This window comes from Variovorax sp. CF079 (assembly GCF_900101545.1).
Taxonomy (GTDB): domain Bacteria; phylum Pseudomonadota; class Gammaproteobacteria; order Burkholderiales; family Burkholderiaceae_C; genus Variovorax.
Genome location: NZ_FMZU01000017.1, coordinates 104,343 through 130,726 on the forward strand (window position 1 = coordinate 104,343; position 26,384 = coordinate 130,726).

Below are 26,384 nucleotides of genomic sequence, written 5' to 3' on the forward strand. Positions count from 1 at the left end.
CGGCCGGTCAGGCCGCTGGACTCGTCACGCAGTACGAAGCGTCCTGGTAGACCAGGGGAGCGATGGCATCGCGCAGGCCGACATGCTCGACCTGGCCGACCAGGATGGTGTGCGTGCCGTACGGAATGGCGGCCGCCTTCCGGCAGAACAGGTTGGCCTGGGCGTCCGCAAGATAGGGAATGCCATCCTCGGTGCGCGACCAGGTGCCCAGCGCGAAACGCTCCTCGGCCGCAACCGCGCCGCTGAAGGCGGCCGACAACTCGACCTGCTCGCAGTGCAGCACGTTCACGCAGAAGCGTCGCGCACGGAACATGATGTCGTGCAGCAGGGTCTTCTGGTTAAGACAGATGAGGAGCGATGGCGGGCTCATCGAGAGCGAGGTCACTGCTGTGGCCGTCATGCCGTGACGGCGCTCGTGGTCGGCTGCAGTGATGATCGTCACCGTCGAGGCGAACCGGCGCATCGCGGCGCGGAATGCGGTGTCGACCTGATGCGGATCTACCGTCACAGTATTCATCTTTGTCTCCTCGGGTCGACTCCATGAACGAAGCGTGTCGACCTCTGAAGAAACTGTATGCGGCGGGATGGAAACTGGCCAATGCAAAGGTTGCACATGCAAAGTGCACGCCGTCGATGAGCTCGCCGCCGCGTGCAGAGCACAGACGGGCGCCCGTCTAGGCGGCCTGCTCCGAGGCGCTGCTCGCTTCCGCGGCGGCGCCGATGGCCACCAGCTTCTGCCTGAGCCAGCGGTGCTGCGGACTTTGCTGCAGGCGGCGGTTCCAGATCAGGCGGAACTCGACGCGCGGCACGGCGAAGGGCAGTTCCATCGCAACCAGCCGCCCCGACTGCGCGAAGACGCGCGCCGCGCCTCGCGTCACGGTGGTGACCATGTCGGAGCGGGTCAGGGCGATGACCGCGGCCAGCCCATGGGGCAGGCGCATCGCGATGCTTCTGCGCAGATTCCGATCGGCCAGCGCCGAGTCGACCAGATCGTCCGACGCGCCGCTCATGCTGACCAGCAGGTGCGGCGCCTGCAGGTAGCTCTCCAGCGTCAGCGGCGCAGTGGCGAGCGGATGGTCCGCACGCATCACGCAAACGTGGCTGTCGCCCAGCAGACGGCAGGTCATGAACCGATCGGGCAGCCCGCGAAAGAAGCCGATGCCGATGTCGGTGCGTCCCTGATCGATTCCAACCAGGATATCGTCGACCGAGCCCGGGCGAACGGTCAGGGACAGCAGCGGTGCCTCGGTCCGCATCTCGTCGACCAGTTGCGGCAGGATGATGATGGTCTCGTGGGTTTCGACGGCGATCTGAATCTCGCCCTGCGCTTCCTCCGGAACGAAGCGCTCCGGCGTCAACGCCGTCTGTATGCTCTGCAGCGCGATCCGCAACGGCCCGGCCAGGCTCAGCGCCCTCGCCGTGGGCTCCATGCCGGTCGTGGTCCGAACCAGGATCTCGTCGCCGAGCAGTTTGCGCAGGCGATCGAGCGCATGACTGGTCGCCGACTGGCTCAGGCCGATGCGCTCTCCGGCCCGGCGCACCCCGCGCTCTTCGATGAGCGCTTCGAGCACCACCAGCAGATTGAGATCGATCGAGCGAAGATTCATGAACCGGATGCGAGCGGCCGGCCTCAGCGCTTGGTGACCGAGATCAGCTCGATCTCGAAGTTGAGCGTGGCATTGGGCGGAATCACGCCGCCCGCACCGCGGGTGCCGTAGGCGATCGACGGCGGGCAGGTCAGCTTGGCCTTGCCGCCCGGCTTCATCTTCTGCACGCCCTCGGTCCAGCACGGGATCACACCGTTCAACGGGAACTCGGTAGGCTCGTTGCGCTTATAGGAGCTGTCGAACTCCTTGCCGCTGTCGGGGAAGGTGCCGCGGTAGTGCACCTTGACCGCGTCGGTGGCGGCGGGCGAGGCGCCCTTGCCTTCGACCAAGGACTGGTAGATCAGCCCGCTCGGGGTGGTGACGGGGCCCGACTGCGCCCAGGCAGTCGGCAAGACGAACGCGGAAACAAGGGCAGCGCAGAAAAGTGATCGCACGGGGCAGGCCTTCGGTGAGTAGATGACCACTCATTATTGCCAACCGGCACCCAGGCGCCTCAGTGCGTCAGCCTGGCCTGCCGAAGCGTCTCCGAGGGCAGCTCGCCGAACATGGCCTTGTACTCCTGCGAGAAGCGGCCCATGTGGAAGAAGCCCCATTGCGCGGCGACATCCTGCACCGTGCTTGCGGCCTGCGGCAGACGCAGCTTGCGCCGGCAGGCATTGAGGCGCACGGCCCGCAGGAACTCCACCGGCGACTCGCCGACCACGCTGCGGAAGTGATTGCGCAGGGTGCGCGGTGTGAGGTGCAGCTGCAGGCACAGGTCGTCCACGGACATGGCGTGGTTGAGCGGATGCACGACGAGCGAGCGCGCCGCCATGACGGCCGCCAGGCGGCGCTGGCTCGCTTGCAGCTGGGCGATGAAGCCGTCGGCTTGCGTCGTGCCCGCCAGCAGACCCAGCAACTGGTCGAGCAGGGTCTGCAGGGCGGCACGGCCCCAGCTCTGCTCGGTTTCGCCGCTGGCACCGAGGCCCAGCAGCGACTCGATGGTCTGGCACAAAGCGACATGCACGTGGGGCGCAACCGCGGCCGCATGCACCAGCGCACCCTGGCCGATGAGCGGTGGGCGAAGGCCCAGGCGCTGTATCTGCGTGCCCAGCCATTCCTCGTCGACGACGACGCCGTAGATCCCTAAGTTCCGGGGCGTGCGCAGCACGAAACCGTCGTTCGCCCGGGCCGACATCACCAAGCGCATGCGATCGGCACGCTGCAGGCGCCCCGAGAAATGCAATGGCTCGTGGCTGTGGCCGTCAGGCACGCCGAACCAGATCGACCCGCGCCAGGGCAGGCATTGCTGGCTGGTCTGCTGGCCGGTGTGTTCGTGGAATATCTGCAGGCGCGGCCCATCGATCCACAGCTCGCGCACGGCGCCCTCGAAGCGCCCGCAGGACAGCTGGTCGTACTCCTGGCGCCAGGCGGAGATGTGCGTCGCGTGTTCGTCCACATCGCAGCTCACGCGCTCGGCGTATCGCAGGCGATGGCCGCCTGCCGGGAGCGCCGGCGGGTTCGGCAAGGGTGCGGACGCGTCGATGGGCAAGGCCGGATCCAGTGAACGAAGGGTAGGTCTCCTGTCGAAAGCAAGACAGATGCCAGATGCCGCGAGGCTTGCCGCCGTGCTTTTTCCGATTCCGGATAGCGCCGCGGCCCCTGATTTGGTCGAATCCGCTCATTGCCATCCAAGAGGGAAAACACCATGAGTTCATTGGAAGCACCGCCTGTACCCGGCCCCGCGTCGGGCCATCTCAAGAAGGTGCTCGGACCCATGCAGCTGTGGGGCATTGCCGTCGGCCTGGTGATCTCGGGCGAGTATTTCGGCTGGAGTTACGGCTGGAACACCGCCGGCACGCTGGGCTTCCTGGTCGCGACGGTGCTCGTGGCCACGATGTACACGACCTTCATCTTCAGCTTCACCGAGCTCTCCACGGCGATCCCGCATGCGGGCGGACCCTTCGCCTATGCGCGGCGCGCCTTCGGGCCCAACGGCGGCTTCGTCGCCGGCTTCGCGACGCTGGTGGAGTTCGTGTTCGCGCCGCCGGCCATCGCGCTGGCGATCGGCGCCTATCTCAACGTGCAGTTCCCTGGCATCAACCCGAAGTGGTTCGCGCTCGGTGCCTATGTGATCTTCATCGGCCTCAACTGGATCGGCATCGGCATCGCCGCGGCCTTCGAGCTCTTCGTCACGGTGCTGGCCATCTTCGAGCTGCTGGTGTTCATGGGCGTGGTCGCGCCCGGCTGGTCGATGGCCAACTTCACGGCCCACGGCTGGGCCGGCGGCGAGGTGCTCAACGGCGCGGCGATCTCGGGCATCTTCGCCTCGATCCCGTTCGCGATCTGGTTCTTCCTGGCGATCGAGGGCGCGGCGATGGCGGCCGAAGAGGCGCGCGATCCGCACCGCACCATTCCGCTGGCCTACACGACCGGCATCGTGACGCTGGTGGTGCTGGCCTTCGGCGTGATGATCTTCGCCGGCGGCGTGGGCGACTGGCGCAAGCTCGCCAACATCAACGACCCGCTGCCGCAGGCGATGAAAGTGGTGGTCGGCGAGAACAGCGGCTGGCTGCACATGCTGGTGTGGATCGGCCTGTTCGGGCTGATCGCCTCCTTCCACGGGATCATCATGGGCTACTCGCGCCAGATCTTCGCGCTGGCGCGCGCCGGCTACCTGCCCGCCACCTTCGCGGCGCTCAGCCCGCGCTTCAACACGCCGCACCGCGCGCTGGTGGCCGGCGGCGTCATCGGCGTGGCCGCGATCTTCAGCGACGAATGGGTGCAGTTCGGCGGCCAGACGCTGACGGCCAACATCGTCACGATGGCGGTGCTGGGTGCCATCGTGATGTACCTGATCTCGATGGCCGCGCTGTTCAAGCTCAGGCGCACCGAACCCGGCCTGGAACGCACCTACCGCGCGCCCTTCTACCCGGTGTTTCCGGCCATCGCCCTGGGGCTCGGAGTGGTTTGCCTTGGCGCGATGATCTGGTTCAACGGCATGCTGACGCTGCTGTTCCTGGTGTTGATGGCGCTGGCCTACGGCTACTTCCGGCTGACGGCCGATCAACGCAAGGCGGCAGCGCCGGACGAGATGTTGTCCACCACCGTCTGAGCTTTCGATGCGCTACCGCACCACGATCGATTCGCAGGCCTTCTCCTTCGAAGACCTCAAGCAGGTCATGGCCGTCGCGAGCCCGGCGCGCTCGGGCGACTACCTCGCCGGCGTGGGCGCGGCCACCGCGCAGCAGCGCATGGCGGCGCGCCATGTGCTGGCCGAGACGCCGCTCAAGCAGTTCCTGACCGAGGCACTCGTTCCCTATGAAGAAGACAACATCACGCGGCTCATCATCGATGGGCACGACGCGCAGGCGTTCGCGCCGGTGGCGCACCTGAGCGTCGGCGACTTCCGCAACTGGCTGCTGTCCGAACAGGCCGACACCGCGGCGCTGACCGCGCTGGCCCCCGGGCTCACGCCGGAGATGGTGGCCGCGGTATCCAAGCTCATGCGCAACCAGGACCTCGTCGCGGTGGCGCGCAAGTGCAGCGTGGTCACGCGCTTTCGCGACACCATCGGCCTGCGCGGCCATCTCTCGGTGCGGCTGCAGCCCAACCATCCGACCGACGACCTGCGCGGCGTGGCGGCCTCCACGCTGGACGGCCTGCTCATGGGCGCCGGCGACGCGGTGATCGGGCTCAACCCGGCCTCCGACAGCATGCAGGTGCTCGGCGATCTGCTGCGCATGCTCGACGAGGTGATCCAGCGCTTCGAGATCCCGACGCAGAGCTGCGTGTTGACCCACGTCACCAACACGCTGAAGCTGGCCGAGGCCGGCGCGCCGGTCGACCTGGTGTTCCAGTCGATCGGCGGCACCGAGAAGACCAACCGTTCCTTCGGCGTCACGCCCGAGCTGCTCGACGAAGCCTACGGCGCCGCGCTGGCGCTGAAACGCGGCACGGTCGGCGACAACGTCATGTACTTCGAAACCGGCCAGGGCAGCGCGCTCTCGGCCAACGCCAACGCCGGCCTCGACCAGCAGACCTGCGAAGCGCGCGCCTATGCGCTGGCGCGGCGCTACAAGCCGCTCCTGATCAACACCGTGGTCGGCTTCATCGGGCCCGAGTACCTCTACGACGGCAAGCAGATCATCCGCGCCGGCCTCGAAGACCACTTCTGCGGCAAGCTGCTGGGCCTGCCGCTGGGCTGCGACGTCTGCTACACCAACCATGCCGAAGCCGACCAGGACGATATGGACACGCTGCTGGTGCTGCTCGGCACCGCCGGCATCAACTTCATCATGGGCGTGCCGGGCGCGGACGACGTGATGCTCAACTACCAGAGCACCTCCTTCCACGACGCGCTGTTCCTGCGCGAAACCATGGGCCTGCAGCGCGCGCCCGAGTTCGAGGCCTGGCTGCAGCGCATGCAGATCACCGGCAGCGACGGCCGGTTGCAGCCGCCCTCTTCCAACCGGCTGCTGGCCGACATGGGCGCGCTGAAGGCGCTGGCCTCATGACGGACGAGGCGGTCACACGCAGTCCCTGGGGCGAGTGGCGCAACGCGACGCCGGCTCGCCTGGCGCTGGGCCGCGCCGGCGCCGGCATGCCGACCGACGAGGTGCTGCGCTTCGGCTGGGCCCATGCGATGGCGCGCGACGCGATCCATGCCGCCCTGGATGCCGGCGCACTCGAGCAGGCGCTGAAGGCCGCGGGATGGACAGTCGCGCACGCCCGCAGCCGGGCCGAGGATCGCACCACCTATCTGCGGCGCCCCGACCTCGGCCGCCAGTTGCACGCCGACGATGCGATGCGACTGCGCGAATCGGCAGGCGCCGCAACGGATGTCTGCATCGTCGTCGGCGACGGCCTGTCCTCGCTCGCGGTGGAGCGTCATGCCGTGCCGCTGCTCACGGCATTGCGTTCGCAACTGCCGCCGGGCACGCGCTTCGCGCCGGTCGTCATCGCCACGCAGGCGCGCGTCGCGCTGGCCGACGAGATCGGCGAGCTGTTCGCGGCCCAACTCTCGGTGATGCTGATCGGCGAGCGGCCCGGCCTCAGCTCGCCGGACAGCCTCGGCATCTATCTCACGCACACGCCACGCCGCGGCCGCCACGATGCGGAGCGCAACTGCATCTCCAACGTGCGGCCGCAAGGCCTGTGCTACGACGCCGCCGCCTTCAAGCTGGCCTGGCTGATGCGGCAGGCCCTGCGCCTGGGCTTGACCGGCGTGGCGCTGAAGGATGAAAGCGATGCGGCGGTGCTCGAAGGCGGCACGACGCCGCCCACGCTTCCGGCGCCCTGAGCCGCCCGCCGCAACACCGTTTCGTCTCGTTTCCCATCCCCCTGTCACTTGAAGGAAGAAAACTCCATGAAGAGGAACTTTGCCCGTGTCTTGCCGATGGTCCTGGCCGCTGCCTTGGCGGCCGGCTGTGCCGGCGGGCCATTCGGGGCGGCAGCGCCCAGCGCCAGCATTCAGCCACTTGCCGCGGGCCGTTGGGACCCTTTCAACCGGCAGCAGATCGATGCGTTGATCGCCGGCCTCGGCAGAGGCAGCCCGGCCTACAACGCATCGAAGCCGCCGTACGTGGTCTTCGACTGGGACAACACCAGCATCTTTCTCGATATCGAAGAGGCATCGCTGATCTACCAGCTGGAGAACCTCGCCTTCGGCGCCACGCCGGCACAGCTCGAAACGGCGTTGCGCAAGAACATTCCGAAAACCAACTTTGCGCCGGCCCACAACAACGCGGCGGGACAGCCGGTCAACATCGACAGCATCGTGCCGGACATCGTTGCCAGCTACACCTGGCTCTACCGGAACTACAGCGGCCTCCAGGGCAGCATGCCGCTCGCGGCCGTCAAGCAGAACCCGAACTACACGGCCTTCGTGACCAAGGTCCGCTACTTGTACGAAGCCATCGGCGACACCTTCGACCACGACACGGCCTACCCCTGGGTCACCTATCTCTTCGTCGGGCTCAACGAGGCGCAGGTGCGCAAGCTCACGGCCGATACGGTGGCCTGGCAGCTCAAGCAGCCGGTGGAAAAGGTCAAGTGGAGCACGCCGGCCGCCCTGCCCGGCCAAGCCGGCGTCGTCTCGGTGAGCTGGAAGAACGGCCTGCGCCTGGTTCCCGAGATGCAGGAGCTGTACGCCAGGTTCCGCAACGCGGGCTTCGATGTCTGGGTCTGCTCGGCCTCCTTCGTCGACGTGATCAAGGAGATCTCCTCGAACCCGGCCTTCGGCTACGACAACCCGGCAGAGCGCGTGCTGGCGATGGAACTCGAACGCGATGCCAAGGGCGTGATCCAGCCCGAATACCGTCGCGGCTACGACCAGACCCAGGGACGGGGCAAGACCAAGAACATCCAGCGCTTCCTGGTCAGCAAATACGGCTATGGGCCCAGCTTCATCGCCGGCGACAGCGAAGGCGACCAGAACATGATGGCCGACTTCGCGGACACCAAGAAGGTGCTGATCGTCAATCGGCTGCGCGACGGCAAGACGGACATCGGCAAGTTCTCGGTGCTCGCCGCGCAGGGCTACGGCAAGGCCGATACGCGCTACCTGCTGCAGGGCCGCGACGACAACACGGGCCTGTTCGTGCCGTCGCAACTGCACACGCCACTGGGCGCCACGCAGGGCAAGACGCTCAAGTAGACTCGTCTCGAAGCGCACCGGCTGCCGTGCCGGACACCAGGAGACGACCATGGCCGAACGCTATCCCCTCGCCGAGCTCGAGGACCTGCCCGAAGACATCCGCATCAAGGTGCTCGAAGTGCAGGAGAAAGCCGGCTTCGTGCCCAACGTGTTCCTGGCGCTCGCGCGCCGGCCGGCCGAGTGGCGCGCCTTCTTCGCCTACCACGATGCGCTGATGCTGAAGGAGGAAGGCTCTCTCACCAAGGGCGACCGCGAGATGATCGTCACCGCCACCAGCGCCGCCAACCAGTGCCTCTACTGCGTGGTGGCGCACGGCGCGCTGTTGCGCATCTACGAGAAGAAGCCGATGGTGGCCGACCAGGTGGCAGTCAACTGGCGCAAGGCCGACATCACGCCGCGCCAGTACGCGATGCTCGAGTTCGCGATGAAGGTCTGCGAGCGCTCGCACGAGATCGACGACGGCGACTTCCCGCCACTGCACGCGCACGGCTTCAGCGACGAGGACATCTGGGACATCGCCGCCATCACCGCCTTTTTCGGCCTCTCCAACCGCATGGCCAGCTTCAGCGGCATGCAGCCGAACCCGGAGTTCTTCCTGATGGGGCGGCTGCCGCGCGAGAAGAAGTAGGGCCTATTCAGGCCGGCGCGCCGCGGCAAGAGGCCAGCGCATCGAGCGCGGGCTTGTAGCTCGGCGTCTTCACGTCCATCAGGCCCAGCACCGTGTGATAGAGGTTGTCGTGCGTGAGCGGCGTGTCGAGCCCCGCCTCCATGCATGAACGCGAGAGCTTGTCGCGCGCGCTCATGCCCTCGCCGAACCACGCGACCATCGGTATGTGCTTCTGCACCTCGGGCGCAAAGCTGTAGGGCACGCCATGCAGGAACAGCCCGTACTCGCCCAGCGATTCGCCGTGATCGCTGAGATAGAGCAATGCGGGGTCGTAGCTCTTGGACTGTGCCTTCAGCCAGTCGATGGTCTTGCCGAGAAAGCGGTCGGTATAGGCAATCGAGTTGTCGAAGCCGTTGATCAGCTCGGCGTGGCTGCATTCGGCCAGCGCGTTGCTCTTGCACTCGGGCAGGAAGCGCTTGGCATCGGGCGAAGAGCGCTTGTAGTAGGCCGGGCCATGGCTGCCCATCTGGTGCATGACCAGCACCACGCCCTTGCCGCGGCGCTCGGCCGGCAAGGCGGCCAGGCGCGCATCCAGGCCATGGAGCATGACGTCGTCGAGGCATTCGTCGCCTTCGCAAAGCGCGCTCTTCACGCTCGGGTCGACGGTTTCGAAGGCCGACGCGTGCGGCACGCGGTCGCAGACGCCCTTGCAGCCGCCGGCCTGGTTGTCGAGCCAGAACACCGCGAGGCCGGCGGCCTGCAGCACGTCCATCAGGTTCTCGTACTCGTCCTTGCGCGCCTCGAAGGCGGTCTTGCCCAGCGGCGAGAACATGCAGGGCACAGAGGCCAGCGTGTTGGTGCCGCAGGAATGAACGTCGCGCCAGCTCAACACCTTGTGCGCAGCGAGTGCCGGCGTGGTGTCGCGCGCATAGCCGTTCAGCGCAAAGTGGTCGGCCCGCGCCGTCTCGCCCACCATCAGCACGAAGAGCGGCGGCCGGGCCTGCGCCGCATAGCTGGCGCCCAGTGCCGCGCCGCCGGACACCGGGATCAGCTTGCGGCTGTGCTTGAACATCGGCCTGATGGCGACCGCGCTGGCCGAATAGATGCTGGCCAGCGGATTCATCATGTAGCGCAGGTGGACGTTGTTGCGCATCAGCGGCGCGAGCTCCCGGCCCATCGCCAGCGCACCGCCCACCGCCACGGCCACCGCTGCGACGAGCAGCAGCGCATTGCGCCAGGCTTGCGAGACGAAGCGCATCGGGACGACCTGCACGCGCCACAGCGCCCAGGCAGGCAAGGCGGCGACCAGCAGCACGTGGAACAGCAGGCGCCAGCTCAGCAGGTCGTTCACCTCGTGGGCGTCGGTCTGCATCGCGTTGGCCAGCATGCTGGGGTCCATCACCACCCGGTAGCTCTGCATGTAGTGCTGGGCCACGGCGGCGACCACGACGACGGCGAACCAGACCGGCTTCATCCAGCGCGACCAGGCGGTGAAGGACAGCAGCGCGACGCTGCCGCAGACGATGAGCAGCGCCATCGCCGCGATCGACGGCAAGTACATGCTCGGCGCACCGCCGATGCGCGCCAGCTCGTTCCACAGCGGCCAATTGGTGGCCAGCGCCAGGTAGAGGCTCAGCCAGAGGACCACGCTGCGCGCCGAGCGCGGCCGCGCGAGCCAGGCATCGATGTGCTGCCAGAGCGACGTGGACGCCTCAGCGCCCTGCGCCGGCGTCGCGAGCGGCAGGTCATGCGCAGATGGGGGGAAGGAGCGAGCATTCGAAACAGGCATCCAGCGAGTCTGGAAAGCTGGACTGAAAACTCACTGAATGCGCAGCTCAGGATTCGTTCAGCTTCGGAAGGCCGGCCAGCCGCACAACCCCGGTCGGGCCCCGGTGCACGAAGGCATCGATCGCGAAGCCTACCGTCCAGCAGATCCACGCGGTCCAGAGCGTGTGGCTCATGTAGTGGGCGCCGCGCAGCTGCTGCACCAGCCCCAGCAGCAGCCCGGCAGCGAGCGCGCCGAAGAGCCATCTTCGCGCCACCGCGGGCGCGGCGCGGCGCCATGCGAACCAGCCGCCCGCATAGGCAAAGGCCGCAGACGCGTGGCCGGCCGGAAAGCAGCCGCCCGGGCCGCCGTCTTGCACGCCCCACGACCAGTGGGAGACGTAGTGCGCGACCCCGCCGAAGAGCTGGAGGTCCCAGGGACAGCTGGTATGGCTCGTAGTCTTGACCAGCGAGACGGCCAGCACGGAGGCCAGCACGGTGAATGCGAGCTGTGCTCTTTCGCGCATGCGCAGCAGGCGCAGGATGCCGATGGGCCAGCGGATGCCGGCAAACAGCGCGAGCACCATCAGCCAGCTCAGGGACCGCGCGCCCTCGTGCACGACCTGGACCAGGAACCAGTCGCTGCGCCACGGAAAACCCATCGGCGTGCCCGCCATCGCCGCGAGCTTCAGGTCGAGGCCGGTGGCATCCCAGAGCAGGAGAAGAGCCAGTGTCAGAAGAATCCAGGCGAGCGGACGAGCGGCAAGGGAACGGATCATGCGCGGCCAAGCTTAGGGTCCGCGCCTGAACTGAATCTGAAGCGACGGCCGCACTAGACTCCCCTCTTTTGAGATAAGAGCGAGGCGACGTGCGCATATTGCTGGTCGAAGACGATGCCGCCCTGGCGGGCGCGGTCTGCAGCTACCTGATGGCCAAGGCCTTCGTGGTCGACGTGGCGCCCGGCCTCGCGGACGCGCGCGCCGCGCTGGCGGCTGTGCAGTACGCGGCCGTGTTGCTCGACCTGCACCTGAGCGACGGCGACGGGCTCTCGCTGCTGCCGGACGTGCGGGCGCTGCGCGAGCGCCCGATCGTGATCGTGCTCACCGCCCGCGACCAGGTGACCGACCGCATCCGCGGCCTCGACGCCGGTGCCGACGACTACCTTATCAAGCCCTACGACCCCGCGGAGCTGCTGGCGCGCTTGCGGGCCGTCGAGCGGCGGCGCAGCACCACCAGCTCGCCCGTGCTGAAGCTCGGCACGCTCGAGATCGACCTGGCGCGCGACCTGGTGCGCAAGAACGGTCTTCCGATCACGCTGACGCAAAAAGAGTGGGCGCTGCTGCGCGTGATGGCGACGCGGCCCGAACGCATCCACACGCGCGAGAACCTGGCCGACGCGCTCTACGGCTTCGGGGACGAGGCCGACAGCAACACGCTGGAAGTGTTCATCAGCCGCCTCCGGCGCAAGCTCGGCCGCAGCCACATCCAGACCCTGCGCGGCCTGGGCTACCGGCTTTCCTTCTCGCCCGAAGACGACGACGAATGAAGCTGAACTTCCTGCAGCAGGCGGGCGCGGAGCTCGGCACGCGCGATTCGCTCGCCGGCCGGCTGACCCGCACCCTCATCGTCTGGGTCGGCGGCGTCTGGCTTCTGTGCGTGCTGGGCGTGGTCTGGTATGTGGACCGCGAGATCAACCACAACTTCGACAGCGAACTGGTGGAAGTCTCGCACCGCATGTTCGACATGGCGGTGCGCGAGCTCGACAAGCTCCGAAGCGAGCGCGGCGAGACGCGCACGCCGCTGATCGCGCCGCCGCAGCTGTTTCCGACCGATGCGGTGCTGTACCAGGTGGTCGACCTGCACGAGCGCGTACTGCTGCGCTCCGCCGAGTCGCCGTCCAACGCCTTCGACGTTCCGCTGGCGGCCGGCTTTGCCAATGCCGAGGCCTGGCGGATCTACACCGTGCGGCATCCCTCGCGCGATCTCTTCTTCCAGGTCGCCGACCCGCTGGACGAGCGCCGCACCGCGCTCAACCGCACCCTGTTCGGCCTGATCGTGCCGCTGTTCGCCGTGCTGCCGCTCCTGGCGCTGGTGCTGCGCAACGTGGCGCGCACCGAGCTGCGCGCGCTGCAGCAGCTCGCCGGCGAGATCGCGCAGCGCAGCGGCACCGACCTGCGCCCAATCGGGCTCCCCGGCCTGCCGCAGGAGCTGCGCACGGTCGGCGACCATGTCAACCGCCTGCTCGAGCGCCTCTCGCAGGCGCTCGATGTCGAGCGCGCGCTGGCCGCGAATGCGGCGCACGAGCTGCGCACGCCGCTTGCGGCGGCGCGGCTGCGGCTGCAGACCGCACTCGAGCACGAACTGCGGCGCGACGATGTCGAGGCCGCGCTCGATGCGCTGCAGATGCTCGGCCACCGCACCGAGAAGCTGCTGCAACTTTCCAGGGCCGAATCGGCCGCCTCGCTGACGCGCACGAAGACCGACCTGGTCCAGCTGGCCGGCACGGTGGCGCAGGAGTTCTGGCAGGACCCGCGCGTGAACGAGCGCCTGTCGCTCAAGGTGCCGGACACCGAGCCGCCGGTCGCGCTCGGCGACGTCGACGCGCTGGCGATCGCGCTGCGCAACCTGGTGGAGAACGCGCTGCGCTACGGCCGCGGCCGCGTCGTGATCGAGGTGATGCAGCCCTGCACGCTGGCCGTGCGCGACTTCGGCCCGGGCGTCGGCGAGGTCGAGCTGCGCACGCTGCAGCAGCGCCACGTGCGCCACAGCTCCAATCGTGCGGGCTACGGGCTGGGGCTGTCGATCGTCGGCACCATCGTCGAGAAGCATGGGGCACGGCTCGAACTGATGTCGCCGCCGCCGGGGGCGGCGACAGGCTTCGAGGCGCGCATCGTGTTGAGTCCGGCATGATGGGCTGAAGGAGCCAGGGCTGACGACGAGTAGGACACCTCCCGCTTGCTCTATGGCGCATGGCTGAATTGCGCAGCGAGCACGCGCATGCAGAATATGTTCACGGACTCGGCAACACCCATCGCGGCACTCCGAGACTGCGAAAGGCCCTCCTGCGCGAACGAAAGTTGGCGGAGGGCCTTTTGTTGCTCCCTAGCTGACGATCGAGCGCAGCCAGTCCGGCAGCGGCAGCGCCTTCTGCTTCGGAAAGTCGACCCACATCGTGGTCGCGCCGCCGGCCGCGCAGATCACCTCGGGCGCATCGGTCCGGGCCATGGTGGCCCAGCTCTCGAAGGTGGTGCGGCCCGGGTCGCTCACGTACATCTTGACCAGCACGTCGCCCGGGTATTCGAGCTGCTTGTAGAAGTTGCAGAAGGCATTGACGATCACCATGCCCTGCCCGTCCGGTGCGGGCTCGGCGCCCAGCGAGTGGAACCAGTCGATGCGCGCCGTCTCGAGGTAGCGGAAGTAGCTGGCATTATTGAGATGGCCCATCGCGTCCATGTCGCCCCAGCGGATCGGGATCGTCATTTCGTAGACGAGCTTCTTGATTTCGGGAATTTCGATTCTCATCGGTGTGCCTTGATGGATGCGAGGATGCCGAGGACGAACAGCAACGCGGCCGTCAGCTCGATGGCATGCGGCCAGCGCCCGTCCCACAAAAAAGAATAAAGCAAGGCGAACAAGGTCTCGCTCACGATCAGCTGACCACACAAGCTCGCGGAAAGCCGCTGGCTCGCGACGTTCCAGAGCACCGTCGCCAGCCACGAAGACCCGAGGCCGCCGGCCAGCGCAAGCAGCACGAACAGCTTGCCCTCGGGCTGTGTGCGCAACGTGGCCATGTCGGAGCCCGCGACCAGCCACAGCACGAAGGCACCAAGGCCGGTCGCGATGCCGAGCCAGTTGGCCCAGTCGGCCGCGTGCACCTCGGGATGCCGCTTGAGCCAGGCCGCGTTCAGGAGGCCGAAAGCCGTCCAGCTCGCCATCGCGAGCAGCGCCAGCACCAGGCCCCAGCCGAAGTGCGCACCGCTCGCGCCGCCTTCCGGCCAGGCACTCGCGACCATCAGCGCGATGCCCGCGGCCGTGAGAGCCAGTCCCGGCACCAGGGCCTGCAGCGCCAAGCCGGCCGGACGGCCCAGCAACATCATCCAGACCGGAACGGTGCCGATGATCAGGCTCGGCACCTCGGTGCCCGCGGCCACGATCGAGAAGGCCAGCAGCAGGTAGTAGCCGGTGAAGCCGAGTCCGCTGAGGCCGAGCACGGTGAGCGCCTGGCGCGCGCGGGGCCAGCGCCGCTCGGGCGGCCGCCACCAGACCGCCAGCCCCGCGACCGCGCCGAAGACGATGAAGCGCGCGGCCGTGATGTCCACCATGCCGAAATGCCCCACCATGCGCGGCGCCACGAACACCAGCCCCCAGAGCGCACCCGCGGCCAGACCGGCCGCGATGCCGATGAGCGCGCGCGGACTCAGAGCGCGAATCCGTCGTCGGCCGCGATCACCGCGCCATTGACGAAATGGCTCTGGCCGCTGGCCAGCAGCACGATCAGTCCGTCCAGGTCTTCGGGCTTGCCCACGCGCTTGCGCGGCAGCATGCCCACCAGCTTCTGGCCGTCGTCGGAGGCGAAGTGCTCTTCGTTGAGGTCGGTCGTGATGTAGCCCGGGCACAGCGCGTTGACGTTGATGCCGAAGCGGCCCCATTCGAGCGCCATCGCCTTGGTCATCTGCACCACCGCCGCCTTGCTCATGCAATAGACACCGATCTTCGGCAGCACCTTCAAAGCAGCCACCGAAGCGATGTTGATGATGCGCCCGCCGATGTAGGTGCCGGGCGCCGCACCCTTGGCGCGCGCCAGCATGCGTTTGCCGACTTCCTGGGCAACGAAGAAAGAGCCCTTGACGTTGGCGTCGAAGATGAAGTCGTAGTCCTCGGCCTTCACCTCTTCGAGGCGCTGCGTGGTGCTCACGCCCGAGTTGTTGACCAGGATGTCGATCGGCCCGACCTCCGTCTCGGCGCGTGCCACCGCGGCCTTGATGCTGTCGATGCTTGTCACGTCGAGCTCGACCACGTGGGCGTCGCCGCCCTCGCCCTCGATGCGCGCGCGCAGTTCCTTGAGCTTGTCGGTGTGACGGCTGGCCAATACCACTGCGGCGCCCGCGCGCGCCAGCGTCTTGGCGAACTGCGCGCCGAGACCGCTCGACGCACCCGTGACGAAGGCCACGCGGCCCGAAAGATCGATGCTGTAAGCCATGGGGAAAGTCCTGTTGGAGTCGCCGATGCGACGGGCCTAAAGCCGCTCCGGGCGCCGCATAAAATGGCCCGGCCCCTTCGCGGTGCCTCGCACCTTCAAATCATTATCGACGAGACCCCACATGACGCATGACGAAATACTTGCCCGGTTCGGCCCCCGCGAAGCGATGGAATACGACGTGGTCGTGGTCGGCGCCGGTCCTGCCGGCCTCGCCACCGCCATCCACCTGAAGCAGCTGGCCGCCTCGCACCACAAGGAGATCTCGGTCGTGGTGCTCGAGAAGGGCTCGGAGCCCGGCGCCCACATCCTGTCAGGCGCGATCATGGATCCGCGCGCGCTCTACGAACTGCTGCCCGACTGGGAGGAGCTCGGCGCGCCGCTCAACCAGCCGGTCACGCGGGACACCTTCCTGATGCTCTCCGAAACCGGCGCCACGCGCACGCCCGACTTCCTCTTGCCCAAGGTCTTCCACAACGAAGGCAACTACATCGTGAGCCTGGGCAACGTGGTGCGCTGGCTCGCGCAGCAGGCCGAGGGCCTGGGCGTCGAGATCTTCGCCGGCTTTCCGGCGGCCGAGGTGCTCTACACCGAAGACGGCAAGGTGCGCGGCGTGGCCACCGGCAACATGGGTATCGGCAAAGATGGCGAGCCGACCGAGAATTTCCAGCTCGGCATGGAGCTGCATGCCAAGTACACGGTGTTCGCCGAAGGCGCGCGCGGCCACCTGGGCCGCCAGTTGATCGCCAAGTACAAGCTCGATGCCGGCAAGGATCCGCAGAGCTACGGCATCGGCATCAAGGAGCTGTGGGAGATCGACCCCGCGCGCCACGAGCCCGGCCTGGCCGTGCACACCGCGGGCTGGCCGCTGCCGCCAGACACCTACGGCGGCTCCTTCGTCTACCACGCCGAGAACAACCAGCTGATCATCGGCTACGTGGTCGGCCTCGACTACCAGAACCCGCACCTGAGCCCCTTCGAGGAGTTCCAGCGCTTCAAGACGCATCCCAACATCCGCTGGTACTTCGAAGGCCAGGACAAGGGCCTGAAGGCGCCCAAGCGTTTGAGCTACGGCGCGCGCGCCATCACCGCGGGCGGCCTGCTCTCGCTGCCCAAGACGGTGTTCCCGGGCGGCGTGCTGGTGGGCTGCGACGCCGGCTACCTCAACGCGAGCCGCATCAAGGGCAGCCATGCCGCGATCAAGACCGGCATGCTCGCGGCCGAGGCCGCCTACAACGCCGTGGTGGCCGGCCGCCAGCACGACGAGCTCACGGCCTACCCGGCCGCCTTCGAGAAGAGCTGGCTGCACAAGGAGCTCCACAAGGCGCGCAACTTCAAGCAGTGGTTCAAGAAGGGCCTGACGGTGGGCACGTTGATGACCGGCATCGAGCAGTATGTGCTGCGCGGCCACATCCCGTGGACCATCCACCGCCACCAGGCCGACCACGAGCGCCTCAAGAAGGCCTCGGCCTGCAAGAAGATCGCCTATCCCAAGCCGGACGGCAAGCTCACCTTCGACCGGCTCTCGTCGGTGTTCATCAGCAACACCAACCACGAGGAGAACCAGCCCGCCCACCTGACGCTGAAGAACGCCGCAGTGCCGACCGAGATCAACCTGCCCGAGTACGACGGTCCCGAAAGCCGCTATTGCCCGGCCGGCGTCTACGAGTTCGTGGAGGGCGAGAACGGCAAGCCGCGCCTGCAGATCAACGCGCAGAACTGCGTGCACTGCAAGACCTGCGACATCAAGGACCCGACGCAGAACATCGTCTGGGTCACGCCCGAGGGCGGCGGCGGGCCGAACTACGTCGGCATGTAGCAGCCGGCGATTTTTTTCGGACGCCGGTGCGTCCGATTCGCGAGCGGTGACGTAAGTGGGTGCAGGACAGCAATTGCGCTGTCCGCCAACCTCACCCCAAGGACCTCGACGTCATGAACATCACGCTCCATCGCATCCTCGCCGCCGTCAGCCTGGCGCTCGCCGCCAGCCAGGGTTTTGCCGCCGACTCGGTGCCCGCCCCGGCGCCGGCCGCCAAGGCCGCGCCGGTCGGCAACAAGCTCGCGCCGGCCCGGGCCCTCATTGCCGACAGCAAATGGGCCGCCGCCGTCAGCGAGCTCGAAAGAGTCAACGACAGCGCCAGCGCCGACTGGAACAACCTCATGGGTTTCAGCCTGCGCAAGTCCGGCACGGCCAAATGGGTCGCCTCCGAGAAGTACTACGACGCCGCCCTGCGCATCGACCCCGGCCACCGCGGCGCGCTGGAATACTCGGGCGAGTTGTACCTCTCGATGAACGATCTGCCCAAGGCCGAACAGCGCCTGGCGGCGCTGGGCCGGGCCTGCGGCATGTCCTGCCCGGAGTACGGCGATCTCAAGAGCTCGATCGAGAGCTACAAGGCCAACGGCAAGAAGAACTGAGCGCGGTGCACCTAGCGGGCTACCAGGAACACGTAGTCCGCGCTGTAGCGCTCCTTGCTGCGCTTGCCGGCATCGGCCTGCGTTTCGCAGCCCCTGGCCGGGGCGCTGCCGCCCACGGTGTTGATGCGCTGCACGCCGGTGACGCTCGCCATGCGGCCCGCGGTGCCGGCCGATTTCGCGGACAGCAGCAGCCACGGAATGTCGGACGCGCGCGGCGCATCGGCACGCGCCTTCACCGCCCCCAGCGTCTTGCTGCCGTCGAGCGCGGTCCAGTGCGGCCCGGCGCCATGCGTGCCCACCTTCTCGCCGCCCGGACCGAACAGGTCCGCTTCGGGCGCCACGAACTGCCAGGCCCAGCCGCCCTTCTCGGCGGCACGGCACTCGTAGATCTGCGAGCCCGTGGCATGCCAGGTGAAAGCCGCGCGCTCGCCGGCGGGCGCCTGGATGGCGGCGGGCAAGGCCGCAGTGCGAGCGCTGGGATGGCCCGGCTCCGACATGGAAGAACAGGCGCCGAGCGCGGCGGCACCGAGCAGGGTCGCGGCAAGACGAGGGATTCGCGGATTCGATTTCATGGCATCTCCTGGGTCGATGGAATACTCGGCCGCATGAATAGAAATATTCTGAACCTTCAGCAGCTGATCGCCCAGGCGGCGCGCGGCGACCACGCCGCCTTCGCCGAGATGTACGAACGCACGCACGTGCATCTGTTCGGCATCGCGCTTCGCATGCTGGGTCAACGGCAGGTGGCCGAGGACGTGCTGCAGGAGGCTTATGTGAGCATCTGGAAGAACGCCGCCAGCTACCGCTCCAACATCGACGGGCAGGAGATCCAGCCGATCACCTGGCTGATCGCGATCGTCCGCAACAAGGCGCTGGACGCGCTGCGCGTGCGCACGCGGCGCAACGAACGTGCATGGACGGAACAGGACGAACACGAGCAGCAGCAGGAGAACGCGCACGCGCCCGACCCGGCGCCGAGCGCCATGCAGCTGCTCGAACAGGCGCTGCAGGCCCTGCACATCGAAGGCTGCATGTCCGCGCTGGACGGCAGCTTCCGCCAGAGCCTCGCACTCGCCTACTACCAGGGCCTGTCGCACAGCGAGGTGGCCGCGCAGATGAACGCGCCGCTGGGCACGGTGAAGGCCTGGATACGGCGCGGCCTGGACAAGCTGCGCGCCTGCCTCGCGACACAGGGGGTGGCGCCGTGAGATACACCGACACCCGATTGCTCGACGAGCTCGCGGCCGCCTATGTGCTGGGCACCCTGGCGGGCGGTGCGCGGCGGCGCTTCGAACGCCTGCAGCGCGACCGCAGCGACGTGCGCGGCCTGGTGGCGCAATGGGAAGAGCGGCTGGGGCGGCTGGCCCAGTCAGTGCCGCCGCAGCAGCCGTCGGCCCGACTCTGGCGCGCGATCGCGGCGCGCACGCAGCCTGCACCGGCGCGCTCGGGCTCGGTTTCGTCCTGGCTCAGGCCGGCCGGCTTCGGACTGGGCGGCGTCGTTGCGGGCGTCATCGCTGCGAGCACCCTGTTCTTCGCAGCGCCGGGGCTTTTCGTGACGAGCGACCAGCTGGCCATGCGCTCGGGCGAGAGGCTGCCGCAAAGCTATGTGGGCGTGCTCACCGATGTGGCAGGCAACGGCAGGCTGCTGGTGAGCTCGCTGCGCCATGGCAGGACGCTGACCCTCAAGGTGCTGGGGCCGATCGCTTCCCTGGCCGAGGGAGAGCGCCTGGTGCTGTGGGCTGTGCCGGCGGAAGGGCCCGCGTTTGCAATGGGGGTGGTGCCGGCGAGCGGGACGGCGGTGTCCCTGCTGCCCGATACCTCGGAGAAGCTTCTTTCCAAGGTGTCGCGCTTGATCGTGACGCGGGAGACCGCTTCGGCGCCTGCGATGCCCAGCGCTGCGGTTGTTTTGAGTGGGAACTGCGCCAAGCTGTGGTGAGGTTCTTTGATTTGTGCGTTGCGCTTGATCTAAGGCCGGAGTCGGACCTTCAAAGGCCCAGTGCCCTCACCCCCACCCTCTCCCGGAGGGAGAGGGAGCAACAGTCATCGCCGGCACGCAACTGCGTCCGTGAAACTCCCGACGTGATGAAGCCTCCCATTGATGCATAGTCATACGTTTGCAACACGTCCACGCTCACAGGAGACTCCCCCCATGAAGTTGAACCGACTGGCCGCCGGCCTCGTCGTCGGCCTCGGTATGGCTTGCGCCGCATTTGCGCAGACCACCACGCTCAAGATCGGCTACGCGACCACCAAGGAATCGCACTACGGCGTCGGCTCCACCACTTTCTGCGACGAGGTCGAGAAAGGCACGCAAGGCCGCTACAAGTGCCAGCAGTTCCCCAACTCGGCACTCGGCGGCGAACGCGAGCAGATCGAGGCCGTGCAGCTGGGCACGCAGGACCTGGTCAACACCTCCACCGGCCCGGTCGGCAACTTCGTGCCCGAGGTCAAGATCGTCGACATCCCCTTCCTGTTCCGCGACTACGAGCACGCGCGCAAGGTGATGGACGGCCCGATCGGCCAGGACATCCTGGCCAAGTTCCCGAGCAAGGGCATCATCGCGCTGGCCTGGACCGAGAACGGCTTCCGCCACATGACCAACAGCAAGCGCGACATCGTGAAGCCGCAGGACGCCGCGGGCCTCAAGATGCGCACGATGGAGAACAAGGTGCACATGGACGGCTACCGCACCTTCGGCATCCTGCCGACGCCGATGGCCTTCCCCGAACTGTTCGGCGCGCTGCAGCAGGGCACGGTCGACGGCCAGGAGAACCCGATTCCCGTGATCCTGTCCTCCAAGTTCGCGCAGGTGCAGAAGCATCTCTCGCTGACCGGCCATGTCTACTCGCCGGCACTGCTGCTGCTGTCGCCCAAGGTCTGGAACAAGCTGTCGGATGCCGACAAGAAGGTCTTCGTCGAAGCCGCCAGGAAGGCCGGCGCGGCGCAGCGCAAGAAGGTCAACGACGACGAGAACAGCGGCATCGCCCAGCTCGAGAAGGACGGCATGAAGGTCGTGCGCACCGTCGACGGTGCCGCCTTCCGCGAAGCGCTGAAGCCGGCCTACACCGGCTATGCCAAGGAATTCGGCGCCGACAACATCAAGAAGATCAGCGACGTCAAGTAGCGCGGCAACGCGCGTGCCGCGTTGCGGCACTCCCGCCCGGTGAACCCGCAGTGGCACCGGGCGGTTTTGTTTTGATATGAAAACCTTCGAACACTACTTTCTGGCCGCGAACCGCTGGGCGCTGATTCTGCTGCTCGCATCGATGTCGGTCATCATCTTCATCAACGTGGGGATGCGTTACCTCACGAGCAATTCGCTCGAATGGGCCGAAGAGGTTTCGCGCCACATGATGATCTGGCTCACCTTCCTCGGCGCCGGCCCGGTGCTGCGCTACGGCGGCCACATCGCGGTCGAGAACCTGCAGGACGCGCTGCCGCCCAGGGGCGCGGTCGCGGTCCGCGCCGTGGTCGCGGCGCTGCTCTTCGCCTTCTTCGGTTTCATGGTCTGGTACGGCTGGCTCTACATGGAGCGCACCATGTTCCAGCTGACTGCCGTCACGCAGATTCCCTTTGCCTACATCTACAGCGCGATGCCGATCGGCGGCGTGCTGCTCATCGTCCACTGGCTTTTGATCGTGCGCGGCTACGTGCAAAAGCGCGAGTTCGCGTCCGACGCGCACTTCGATGCGAATGCGAGCGCCTCGCTATGAACGCCAGCATCATCCTGATCCTGTCGGCCTGCCTGTTCCTCGCGATCGGCGTGCCCGTGGCCTTCGCGCTGGGCCTGGCCACGGCCGCGACGCTGATCCTCGCCGAGTCCTATCCGCTGATGGTGCTGCTGAAGGAAACCTTCACCGGCATCGACAGCTTCCCGCTGATGGCGGTGCCCTTCTTCATCCTGGCGGCCGAACTCATGAGCGGCGGCTCGCTGACCGAGGTGCTGCTGCGCTTCGCGGGCCAGTTCGTCGGCCACCGGCGCGGCGGGCTCGGCTACACCAACGTGGTCTCGCTCACCTTCTTCTCGGGCATCTCGGGCTCGGCGCTGGCCGATGCCGCGGGGCCGGGCTCGATGCTCATCAGGATGATGGAGAAGGCCGGCTACCACCGCTCCTACGCGGCGGCGCTGACGGCCTCGACCGCGATCGTCGGCCCGATCATTCCGCCCTCGATCATCATGATCATCTACGCGCTGCAGGACGACAGCGTGTCGGTCGGCAGCCTGTTCGTGGCTGGCCTCGTTCCCGGCCTGCTGATCGCGGTCGCGATGTGCGTGGTGAACTTCCACGTTTCCAAGCAGCGCAACTACCGCGGCGACGGCGGCATGCCGCCCTGGCGCGAAGTGCTGCTGACCACCTGGAAAGCCATCCCCGCCATCCTGCTGCCGGTGGTGATCCTCGGCGGCATGCGCGCCGGCTGGTTCACGCCCACCGAGGCCTCGGTGGTGGCGGTGTTCTATGCGCTGGTGTGCGGCAAGTTCGTCTACCGCACGCTCGAATGGAAGGCGCTGCCGGACATCCTCGCGCGCTCGGCGCTGCTGTCGGCCTCGGTGCTGATCATCATCGGGCTGTCGGCCTCCTTCGCCTGGATCCTGACCATCGAAGGCGTTCCCCAGTCCCTGGCCGAATGGCTCGTCAGCATGCAGCTCTCGCCGTGGATGTTCCTGATCATCGTGAACGTCTTCCTGCTGCTCTTCGGCATCTTCATCGAGCCCTTGCCCGGCGTGATGGTGCTGGCACCCATCCTCGCGCCGGTGGCCATCAAGCTCGGCATCGACCCGGTCCACTTCGCGATGATCGTGATCTACAACCTCACGCTCGGCATGATCACGCCGCCGGTAGGCGGCCTGCTGTTCGTGACCTGCAACGTCTCGAAGGTGCCGATGTCGCAGCTGGTGCGCGAGCTCGTGCCCTTCCTGTGGGCGCACGCGGCCGTGCTGCTGGTGCTGACCTTCGTTCCGGCGCTCAGCACCTGGCTGCCGCGTTTGTGGGGCTTCAAATAGCGGCAGCGGCCCGGTCATTCACGAGGATGTCATGCGGATCCCCGATGCTGCGGCGCTCGACCCCGAACGCCCGAGCATCCCATGTTCCTCATCAAGACCGAGAAAGCGCGCCAAGAACTCCAGCCGGGCCGCCGCACGCTGGGCCAGCGCGAGCGCGCCCTGCTGCTGATGGCCGACGGCCAGCGCTCGGTCACCGACTTCGGCCAGCTCTTCGGCAGCCGCGACGAGGCCGGCCGCGTGGCGCTGCACCTGGTGCAGGAGGGCTATCTGCATCGTTCGCAACCCGCTACGCCCGCCGTGGCGCCGCCGGTGCAGGCAGCTCCGGCGCCCGACGCGAGCCCCGAGCCGCCGGTCGCGGCGGATGTCTTCGAGGGCAAGCGTTCGCTCGCCACCACGCGGATGTTCCTGTTCGACCTGTGCGAGCGCATGTTCGTCAGGCGCGATCCAATCCTGGCCGGGCAGTTCCGCGAGCTGCTGCGCGAAGCGCGCGACCGGGAGTCGATGCTGGCCGCCGCATCCGCCATGCTCGGCGAGATCGAGAAGCTCGCGGGTGCCGAGCGCGCCACGTCGATCCGCGAACGCATCGACAAGCTGCTGCCGCCCCAGCTCGTGCATTGAAATCGGCCCCGACGGCCGCCATGGCCGCATCCGGGCAAACTCGGCGTCTCCGCTGACAAGACGAGGAGGGATACTCGTCGCGTCGCGCCCATCCGGCGCCCCGACCCTCCCTTCTTTTTTCTGTCAACAGGCATGACGAACTACGGTTTTGTTCATCTGGAGTACGGGAGTCAGCATCGTGATCATTCGGTCCAGGTGCTGACCAAGCTGCGAAGGCAGTTGGCCGGCGAGAGCGATCGTGTCGTTCTCGCGATCGTCGACAACGCCAGGTCCACCGGAGGCGAAGCATTGCGCAATGCGGAATTCGAGGACGGCTTCGTCATCGCAGGCGACAACTCCAACCGCGAATTCACTGGGTGGGACCAAGGAGTCGCAGCCATTCTTGCCCGCAGCGGCGAGCCCGACGTGTGGATCTTTTCGAACGACACCGTCGCGCGAAACCACGGATGGAGCGAACGCAGGGTGGCCGGCTTCGGCGGTGAAATCAAGAGGCTGGGGCTGCACCCGGGCCCGTGGCTCTTCGGCGAGATCAACGATTTTCCGCGCTCGACGATGACGCCGCTCGGTCCCCTGCTCGAATGGGTTTCGACCTACTGCTTCGCGATGAACGGCAACCTGCGCCGCCAGCTCGGTGCGCTTTCGCCGGGCAACGAATTCCTGGATTCGCTGGTCTACGACCGCTTCGAACCCGAGCACCGTCTGTTTCGCGACAGCGTCGACGAGGCCTATGTCGATTTCGTGTCAGCCTGGCTGATCAAGGACGAGAGCGATCCGTCCAGGCAGCGCAGATTCAAGTGGTCCCACGAATGGCATAAGGCCAGTGCGCTCTCGCCGGAGAACTTCGACGACCTGCGCATGAAGGCGCGCTGCGTTCTCTCGGAGAGCATGCTCAGCGTGCGCGCCCGGCAGCTGGGCGCCGACATCCGCTCGCCCTACGACGCGCGCAATGCCAGAGCGCACATTCGCAGCTCCCTGCAGCTCGTCGCCGACAAGCTGTGGGAGAAGTTTCTGCTCAGGCGGCTGCGCCTGGAGCGCTCCTGAGCGGCCAGGACCGGGCTCATCCCTTACACTCGGATGGGTCAGGAGAGAGCCTCGCAGCGCGGGGCCGCCGAAGGCGCAGGTCCCCTCGAAAAACGGGCCCGAACGCTCAGGCAAAAGGACTGACGAAGCGCCCCATTTTCCGGGCGTTTCCTTGCTGGAGAGAGGCGGCGCATCGCGTTTTTTGTTCGCAGTGCCGCCCACCGAAGGAGCAAACCCCGATCGTGGGGCGAATCTCTCAGGTAAAGCGGACAGCAGGGGTGGCCCATGGCAAGAATGTCATGGATCTGGACTGCCCCTTTGGAGAGTGCCTTGGCCTCCGCATCCGACGATCTGCAAAAGACCCCGCTCTACGACCTGCACCTGGAGCTCGGCGCCCGCATGGTGCCCTTCGCGGGCTATGTGATGCCGGTGCAGTACCCCGCCGGCCTGATGGCCGAGCACAAGCACACGCGCGAGGCCGCCGGCCTGTTCGACATCTCCCACATGGGCCAGCTGCGCCTGGCTGGCCCCGATGCCGCCGCCGCGTTCGAGAGTCTGATGCCGGTCGACGTGATCGGCCTGGCGCCGGGCAAGCAGCGCTACGGCCTGCTCTTGAACGACGAAGGCGGCATCCTCGACGACCTGATGTTCTTCAACGAAGGCCACGACTCGCTGTTCGTGATCGTCAATGGCGCCTGCAAGGTGGCCGACATCGCGCACATTCAGGCCAGGATCGGCGCGCGCTGCCAGGTGCTGCCGATGCCCGACCACGCCCTGCTGGCGCTGCAGGGCCCGCAGGCCGTGACCGCGCTGGCCCGGCTCGCGCCCGGCATCGAGCGCTTTGTCTTCATGACCGGCGACGCGGTGCAGATCGGCGGCATCGCGGCCTTTGCCACGCGCAGCGGCTACACGGGCGAGGACGGTTTCGAGATCTCGGTGGCCGCCAAGGATGCCGAAGCGCTCGCGCGGCTGCTGCTCGCCCAGCCCGAGGTCAAGCCCGTCGGCCTGGGTGCGCGCAATTCGCTGCGGCTCGAAGCGGGCCTGTGCCTCTACGGCAACGACATCGACGAGACCACCACGCCGGTCGAAGCCTCGCTCAATTGGGCGATCCAGAAGGTGCGGCGCACCGGCGGTGCGCGCGAAGGCGGCTTTCCGGGCGCGGCCAAGGTGCTGGCGCAACTCACGGCGGCCAATGGCGTCGCAGGCCACCTGGACCACCACACGCTCAAGCGCAAGCGCGTCGGCCTGGTGGCGCTGGAGCGCGTGCCGGTGCGCGATGGCACGCTGCTCGAATCCTTCGAGGGCGCGCCCATCGGCCAGGTGACCAGCGGCCTGCTCGGCCCCACGGTCGACCGGCCGGTCGCGATGGCGTACGTCGCGCTCGCCTATGCCGAGCCCGGCACCCGCATCCAGGCCATCGTGCGCGGCAAGCCGGTGCCGATGGAGGTGAGCACCATGCCTTTCGTGCCGCAGCACTACTACCGCGGTTGAATTCTTTTCTTCAAGGAGCCTTT

27 protein-coding genes and 2 riboswitches are annotated in these 26,384 nt (G+C 67.3%); of the genes, 17 read left to right on the plus strand and 10 right to left on the minus strand.

Translation table 11 applies throughout. The features are described 5' to 3' along the window. Window positions 1-7: 7 nt before the first annotated feature. The 4 genes from BLS74_RS22410 to BLS74_RS22425 form a co-directional block, all read right to left on the minus strand. Complete coding sequence (locus BLS74_RS22410) at window positions 8-517, minus strand: flavin reductase family protein (protein WP_093109355.1); 510 nt, start codon at window positions 515-517, stop codon at window positions 8-10. Between the two features lie 157 nt (window positions 518-674). Then, a complete protein-coding gene (locus BLS74_RS22415; protein WP_093109356.1) occupies window positions 675-1,607 on the minus strand; it encodes a LysR family transcriptional regulator in 933 nt (310 codons plus the stop codon). Between the two features lie 23 nt (window positions 1,608-1,630). Further along, window positions 1,631-2,041: an FKBP-type peptidyl-prolyl cis-trans isomerase gene (locus BLS74_RS22420; protein ID WP_093109440.1), complete on the minus strand. Its 411-nt coding sequence runs from the start codon at window positions 2,039-2,041 to the stop codon at window positions 1,631-1,633. A gap of 59 nt (window positions 2,042-2,100) precedes the next feature. After that, window positions 2,101-3,138 carry a helix-turn-helix domain-containing protein gene (locus BLS74_RS22425; RefSeq protein WP_244503966.1) on the minus strand — a complete coding sequence of 346 codons (1,038 nt, stop codon included), beginning with the start codon at window positions 3,136-3,138 and terminating at the stop codon, window positions 2,101-2,103. Between the two features lie 156 nt (window positions 3,139-3,294). Between BLS74_RS22425 and eat the strand changes: the two genes are divergently transcribed. The 5 genes from eat (at window position 3,295) to BLS74_RS22450 (ending at window position 8,872) form a co-directional block, all read left to right on the plus strand. Further along, window positions 3,295-4,701, plus strand: coding sequence for an ethanolamine permease (gene eat / locus BLS74_RS22430; RefSeq protein ID WP_093109357.1), 1,407 nt, complete (start codon window positions 3,295-3,297; stop codon window positions 4,699-4,701). A gap of 7 nt (window positions 4,702-4,708) precedes the next feature. After that, window positions 4,709-6,103 (plus strand): ethanolamine ammonia-lyase subunit EutB, encoded by a 1,395-nt coding sequence (locus BLS74_RS22435; protein ID WP_093109358.1) that lies wholly within the window; start codon window positions 4,709-4,711, stop codon window positions 6,101-6,103. Then, window positions 6,100-6,888, plus strand: coding sequence for an ethanolamine ammonia-lyase subunit EutC (gene eutC, locus BLS74_RS22440; protein ID WP_093109359.1), 789 nt, complete (start codon window positions 6,100-6,102; stop codon window positions 6,886-6,888). Before BLS74_RS22435 ends, eutC begins: the two co-directional genes overlap by 4 nt. Window positions 6,889-6,954: 66 nt before the next feature. Beyond that, window positions 6,955-8,244, plus strand: a complete 1,290-nt coding sequence (locus BLS74_RS22445; RefSeq protein ID WP_093109360.1) for an HAD family hydrolase — start codon at window positions 6,955-6,957, stop codon at window positions 8,242-8,244. A 49-nt stretch (window positions 8,245-8,293) separates the two neighbouring features. Beyond that, window positions 8,294-8,872: a peroxidase-related enzyme gene (locus BLS74_RS22450; protein WP_093109361.1), complete on the plus strand. Its 579-nt coding sequence runs from the start codon at window positions 8,294-8,296 to the stop codon at window positions 8,870-8,872. A 7-nt stretch (window positions 8,873-8,879) separates the two neighbouring features. On the opposite strand, the gene BLS74_RS22455 is transcribed toward BLS74_RS22450, so the two are convergent. Next, window positions 8,880-10,640, minus strand: coding sequence for a phosphoethanolamine transferase (locus BLS74_RS22455; RefSeq protein WP_093109362.1), 1,761 nt, complete (start codon window positions 10,638-10,640; stop codon window positions 8,880-8,882). Window positions 10,641-10,686: 46 nt separating this feature from the next. Then, window positions 10,687-11,394, minus strand: coding sequence for a phosphatase PAP2 family protein (locus BLS74_RS22460; protein WP_093109363.1), 708 nt, complete (start codon window positions 11,392-11,394; stop codon window positions 10,687-10,689). An 89-nt stretch (window positions 11,395-11,483) separates the two neighbouring features. On the opposite strand from BLS74_RS22460, the gene BLS74_RS22465 reads away from it, so the two are divergent. After that, window positions 11,484-12,161, plus strand: a complete 678-nt coding sequence (locus tag BLS74_RS22465; RefSeq protein ID WP_093109364.1) for a winged helix-turn-helix domain-containing protein — start codon at window positions 11,484-11,486, stop codon at window positions 12,159-12,161. After that, window positions 12,158-13,525 carry a sensor histidine kinase gene (locus tag BLS74_RS22470; RefSeq protein WP_093109365.1) on the plus strand — a complete coding sequence of 456 codons (1,368 nt, stop codon included), beginning with the start codon at window positions 12,158-12,160 and terminating at the stop codon, window positions 13,523-13,525. The genes BLS74_RS22465 and BLS74_RS22470 overlap by 4 nt, the downstream gene beginning before the upstream one ends. A gap of 192 nt (window positions 13,526-13,717) precedes the next feature. Here BLS74_RS22470 and BLS74_RS22475 read toward each other — a convergent pair whose 3' ends face one another. From BLS74_RS22475 to BLS74_RS22485, 3 genes are read right to left on the minus strand one after another with little or no spacing between them, the layout of a single operon-like run. Further along, window positions 13,718-14,137, minus strand: coding sequence for an acyl-CoA thioesterase (locus BLS74_RS22475; protein ID WP_093109366.1), 420 nt, complete (start codon window positions 14,135-14,137; stop codon window positions 13,718-13,720). Next, window positions 14,134-15,012 carry a DMT family transporter gene (locus BLS74_RS22480; RefSeq protein WP_280142655.1) on the minus strand — a complete coding sequence of 293 codons (879 nt, stop codon included), beginning with the start codon at window positions 15,010-15,012 and terminating at the stop codon, window positions 14,134-14,136. Before BLS74_RS22480 ends, BLS74_RS22475 begins: the two co-directional genes overlap by 4 nt. Before the next feature lie 20 nt (window positions 15,013-15,032). Next, window positions 15,033-15,815, minus strand: coding sequence for an SDR family oxidoreductase (locus tag BLS74_RS22485; RefSeq protein ID WP_093109367.1), 783 nt, complete (start codon window positions 15,813-15,815; stop codon window positions 15,033-15,035). A gap of 121 nt (window positions 15,816-15,936) precedes the next feature. On the opposite strand from BLS74_RS22485, the gene BLS74_RS22490 reads away from it, so the two are divergent. Together BLS74_RS22490 and BLS74_RS22495 are read left to right on the plus strand one after the other, a co-directional pair. Next, entirely contained in the window at window positions 15,937-17,631 is a 1,695-nt protein-coding gene (locus BLS74_RS22490) for an electron transfer flavoprotein-ubiquinone oxidoreductase (protein ID WP_093109368.1), read from the plus strand. 113 nt (window positions 17,632-17,744) lie between these two features. Continuing rightward, window positions 17,745-18,230 carry a tetratricopeptide repeat protein gene (locus tag BLS74_RS22495; RefSeq protein WP_093109369.1) on the plus strand — a complete coding sequence of 162 codons (486 nt, stop codon included), beginning with the start codon at window positions 17,745-17,747 and terminating at the stop codon, window positions 18,228-18,230. An 11-nt stretch (window positions 18,231-18,241) separates the two neighbouring features. Here BLS74_RS22495 and BLS74_RS22500 read toward each other — a convergent pair whose 3' ends face one another. Then, window positions 18,242-18,802: a DUF3455 domain-containing protein gene (locus BLS74_RS22500; protein ID WP_093109370.1), complete on the minus strand. Its 561-nt coding sequence runs from the start codon at window positions 18,800-18,802 to the stop codon at window positions 18,242-18,244. Window positions 18,803-18,835: 33 nt separating this feature from the next. Between BLS74_RS22500 and BLS74_RS22505 the strand changes: the two genes are divergently transcribed. From BLS74_RS22505 to gcvT, 8 genes are all read left to right on the plus strand, one after another. Beyond that, a complete protein-coding gene (locus BLS74_RS22505) occupies window positions 18,836-19,438 on the plus strand; it encodes an RNA polymerase sigma factor (protein WP_093109371.1) in 603 nt (200 codons plus the stop codon). Beyond that, on the plus strand, window positions 19,435-20,166 hold the full coding sequence (locus BLS74_RS22510) for an anti-sigma factor (RefSeq protein ID WP_093109372.1): 732 nt from the start codon (window positions 19,435-19,437) through the stop codon (window positions 20,164-20,166). Before BLS74_RS22505 ends, BLS74_RS22510 begins: the two co-directional genes overlap by 4 nt. A 213-nt stretch (window positions 20,167-20,379) precedes the next feature. Next, entirely contained in the window at window positions 20,380-21,354 is a 975-nt protein-coding gene (locus BLS74_RS22515) for a TRAP transporter substrate-binding protein (protein ID WP_093109373.1), read from the plus strand. A 76-nt stretch (window positions 21,355-21,430) separates the two neighbouring features. Beyond that, a complete protein-coding gene (locus BLS74_RS22520) occupies window positions 21,431-21,943 on the plus strand; it encodes a TRAP transporter small permease (RefSeq protein ID WP_093109374.1) in 513 nt (170 codons plus the stop codon). Further along, the gene (locus BLS74_RS22525; RefSeq protein WP_093109375.1) at window positions 21,940-23,232 is read left to right on the plus strand and encodes a TRAP transporter large permease; all 1,293 of its coding nucleotides are present in this window, start codon (window positions 21,940-21,942) and stop codon (window positions 23,230-23,232) included. The genes BLS74_RS22520 and BLS74_RS22525 overlap by 4 nt, the downstream gene beginning before the upstream one ends. Before the next feature lie 81 nt (window positions 23,233-23,313). Then, window positions 23,314-23,850 (plus strand): hypothetical protein, encoded by a 537-nt coding sequence (locus BLS74_RS22530; protein WP_093109376.1) that lies wholly within the window; start codon window positions 23,314-23,316, stop codon window positions 23,848-23,850. A 132-nt stretch (window positions 23,851-23,982) separates the two neighbouring features. Then, window positions 23,983-24,891, plus strand: coding sequence for a hypothetical protein (locus tag BLS74_RS22535; RefSeq protein ID WP_139191729.1), 909 nt, complete (start codon window positions 23,983-23,985; stop codon window positions 24,889-24,891). Between the two features lie 29 nt (window positions 24,892-24,920). After that, window positions 24,921-25,023, plus strand: a riboswitch (glycine riboswitch). A gap of 12 nt (window positions 25,024-25,035) precedes the next feature. Beyond that, window positions 25,036-25,153, plus strand: a riboswitch (glycine riboswitch). Between the two features lie 116 nt (window positions 25,154-25,269). After that, window positions 25,270-26,361 (plus strand): glycine cleavage system aminomethyltransferase GcvT, encoded by a 1,092-nt coding sequence (gene gcvT / locus BLS74_RS22540; protein WP_244503969.1) that lies wholly within the window; start codon window positions 25,270-25,272, stop codon window positions 26,359-26,361. Window positions 26,362-26,384: the final 23 nt, after the last annotated feature.

Bases quoted from the DNA above. Each gene is read 5' to 3' on its own strand.
- BLS74_RS22410 (WP_093109355.1), bottom strand. From the start codon at position 517: ATGAATACTGTGACGGTAGATCCGCATCAGGTCGACACCGCATTCCGC.
- BLS74_RS22415 (WP_093109356.1), bottom strand. From the start codon at position 1,607: ATGAATCTTCGCTCGATCGATCTCAATCTGCTGGTGGTGCTCGAAGCG.
- eat (WP_093109357.1), top strand. From the start codon at position 3,295: ATGAGTTCATTGGAAGCACCGCCTGTACCCGGCCCCGCGTCGGGCCAT.
- BLS74_RS22435 (WP_093109358.1), top strand. From the start codon at position 4,709: ATGCGCTACCGCACCACGATCGATTCGCAGGCCTTCTCCTTCGAAGAC.
- eutC (WP_093109359.1), top strand. From the start codon at position 6,100: ATGACGGACGAGGCGGTCACACGCAGTCCCTGGGGCGAGTGGCGCAAC.
- BLS74_RS22445 (WP_093109360.1), top strand. From the start codon at position 6,955: ATGAAGAGGAACTTTGCCCGTGTCTTGCCGATGGTCCTGGCCGCTGCC.
- BLS74_RS22450 (WP_093109361.1), top strand. From the start codon at position 8,294: ATGGCCGAACGCTATCCCCTCGCCGAGCTCGAGGACCTGCCCGAAGAC.
- BLS74_RS22455 (WP_093109362.1), bottom strand. From the start codon at position 10,640: ATGCCTGTTTCGAATGCTCGCTCCTTCCCCCCATCTGCGCATGACCTG.
- BLS74_RS22460 (WP_093109363.1), bottom strand. From the start codon at position 11,394: ATGATCCGTTCCCTTGCCGCTCGTCCGCTCGCCTGGATTCTTCTGACA.
- BLS74_RS22470 (WP_093109365.1), top strand. From the start codon at position 12,158: ATGAAGCTGAACTTCCTGCAGCAGGCGGGCGCGGAGCTCGGCACGCGC.
- BLS74_RS22475 (WP_093109366.1), bottom strand. From the start codon at position 14,137: ATGAGAATCGAAATTCCCGAAATCAAGAAGCTCGTCTACGAAATGACG.
- BLS74_RS22485 (WP_093109367.1), bottom strand. From the start codon at position 15,815: ATGGCTTACAGCATCGATCTTTCGGGCCGCGTGGCCTTCGTCACGGGT.
- BLS74_RS22490 (WP_093109368.1), top strand. From the start codon at position 15,937: ATGACGCATGACGAAATACTTGCCCGGTTCGGCCCCCGCGAAGCGATG.
- BLS74_RS22495 (WP_093109369.1), top strand. From the start codon at position 17,745: ATGAACATCACGCTCCATCGCATCCTCGCCGCCGTCAGCCTGGCGCTC.
- BLS74_RS22500 (WP_093109370.1), bottom strand. From the start codon at position 18,802: ATGAAATCGAATCCGCGAATCCCTCGTCTTGCCGCGACCCTGCTCGGT.
- BLS74_RS22505 (WP_093109371.1), top strand. From the start codon at position 18,836: ATGAATAGAAATATTCTGAACCTTCAGCAGCTGATCGCCCAGGCGGCG.
- BLS74_RS22515 (WP_093109373.1), top strand. From the start codon at position 20,380: ATGAAGTTGAACCGACTGGCCGCCGGCCTCGTCGTCGGCCTCGGTATG.
- BLS74_RS22520 (WP_093109374.1), top strand. From the start codon at position 21,431: ATGAAAACCTTCGAACACTACTTTCTGGCCGCGAACCGCTGGGCGCTG.
- BLS74_RS22525 (WP_093109375.1), top strand. From the start codon at position 21,940: ATGAACGCCAGCATCATCCTGATCCTGTCGGCCTGCCTGTTCCTCGCG.
- BLS74_RS22530 (WP_093109376.1), top strand. From the start codon at position 23,314: ATGTTCCTCATCAAGACCGAGAAAGCGCGCCAAGAACTCCAGCCGGGC.
- BLS74_RS22535 (WP_139191729.1), top strand. From the start codon at position 23,983: ATGACGAACTACGGTTTTGTTCATCTGGAGTACGGGAGTCAGCATCGT.
- gcvT (WP_244503969.1), top strand. From the start codon at position 25,270: ATGGTGCCCTTCGCGGGCTATGTGATGCCGGTGCAGTACCCCGCCGGC.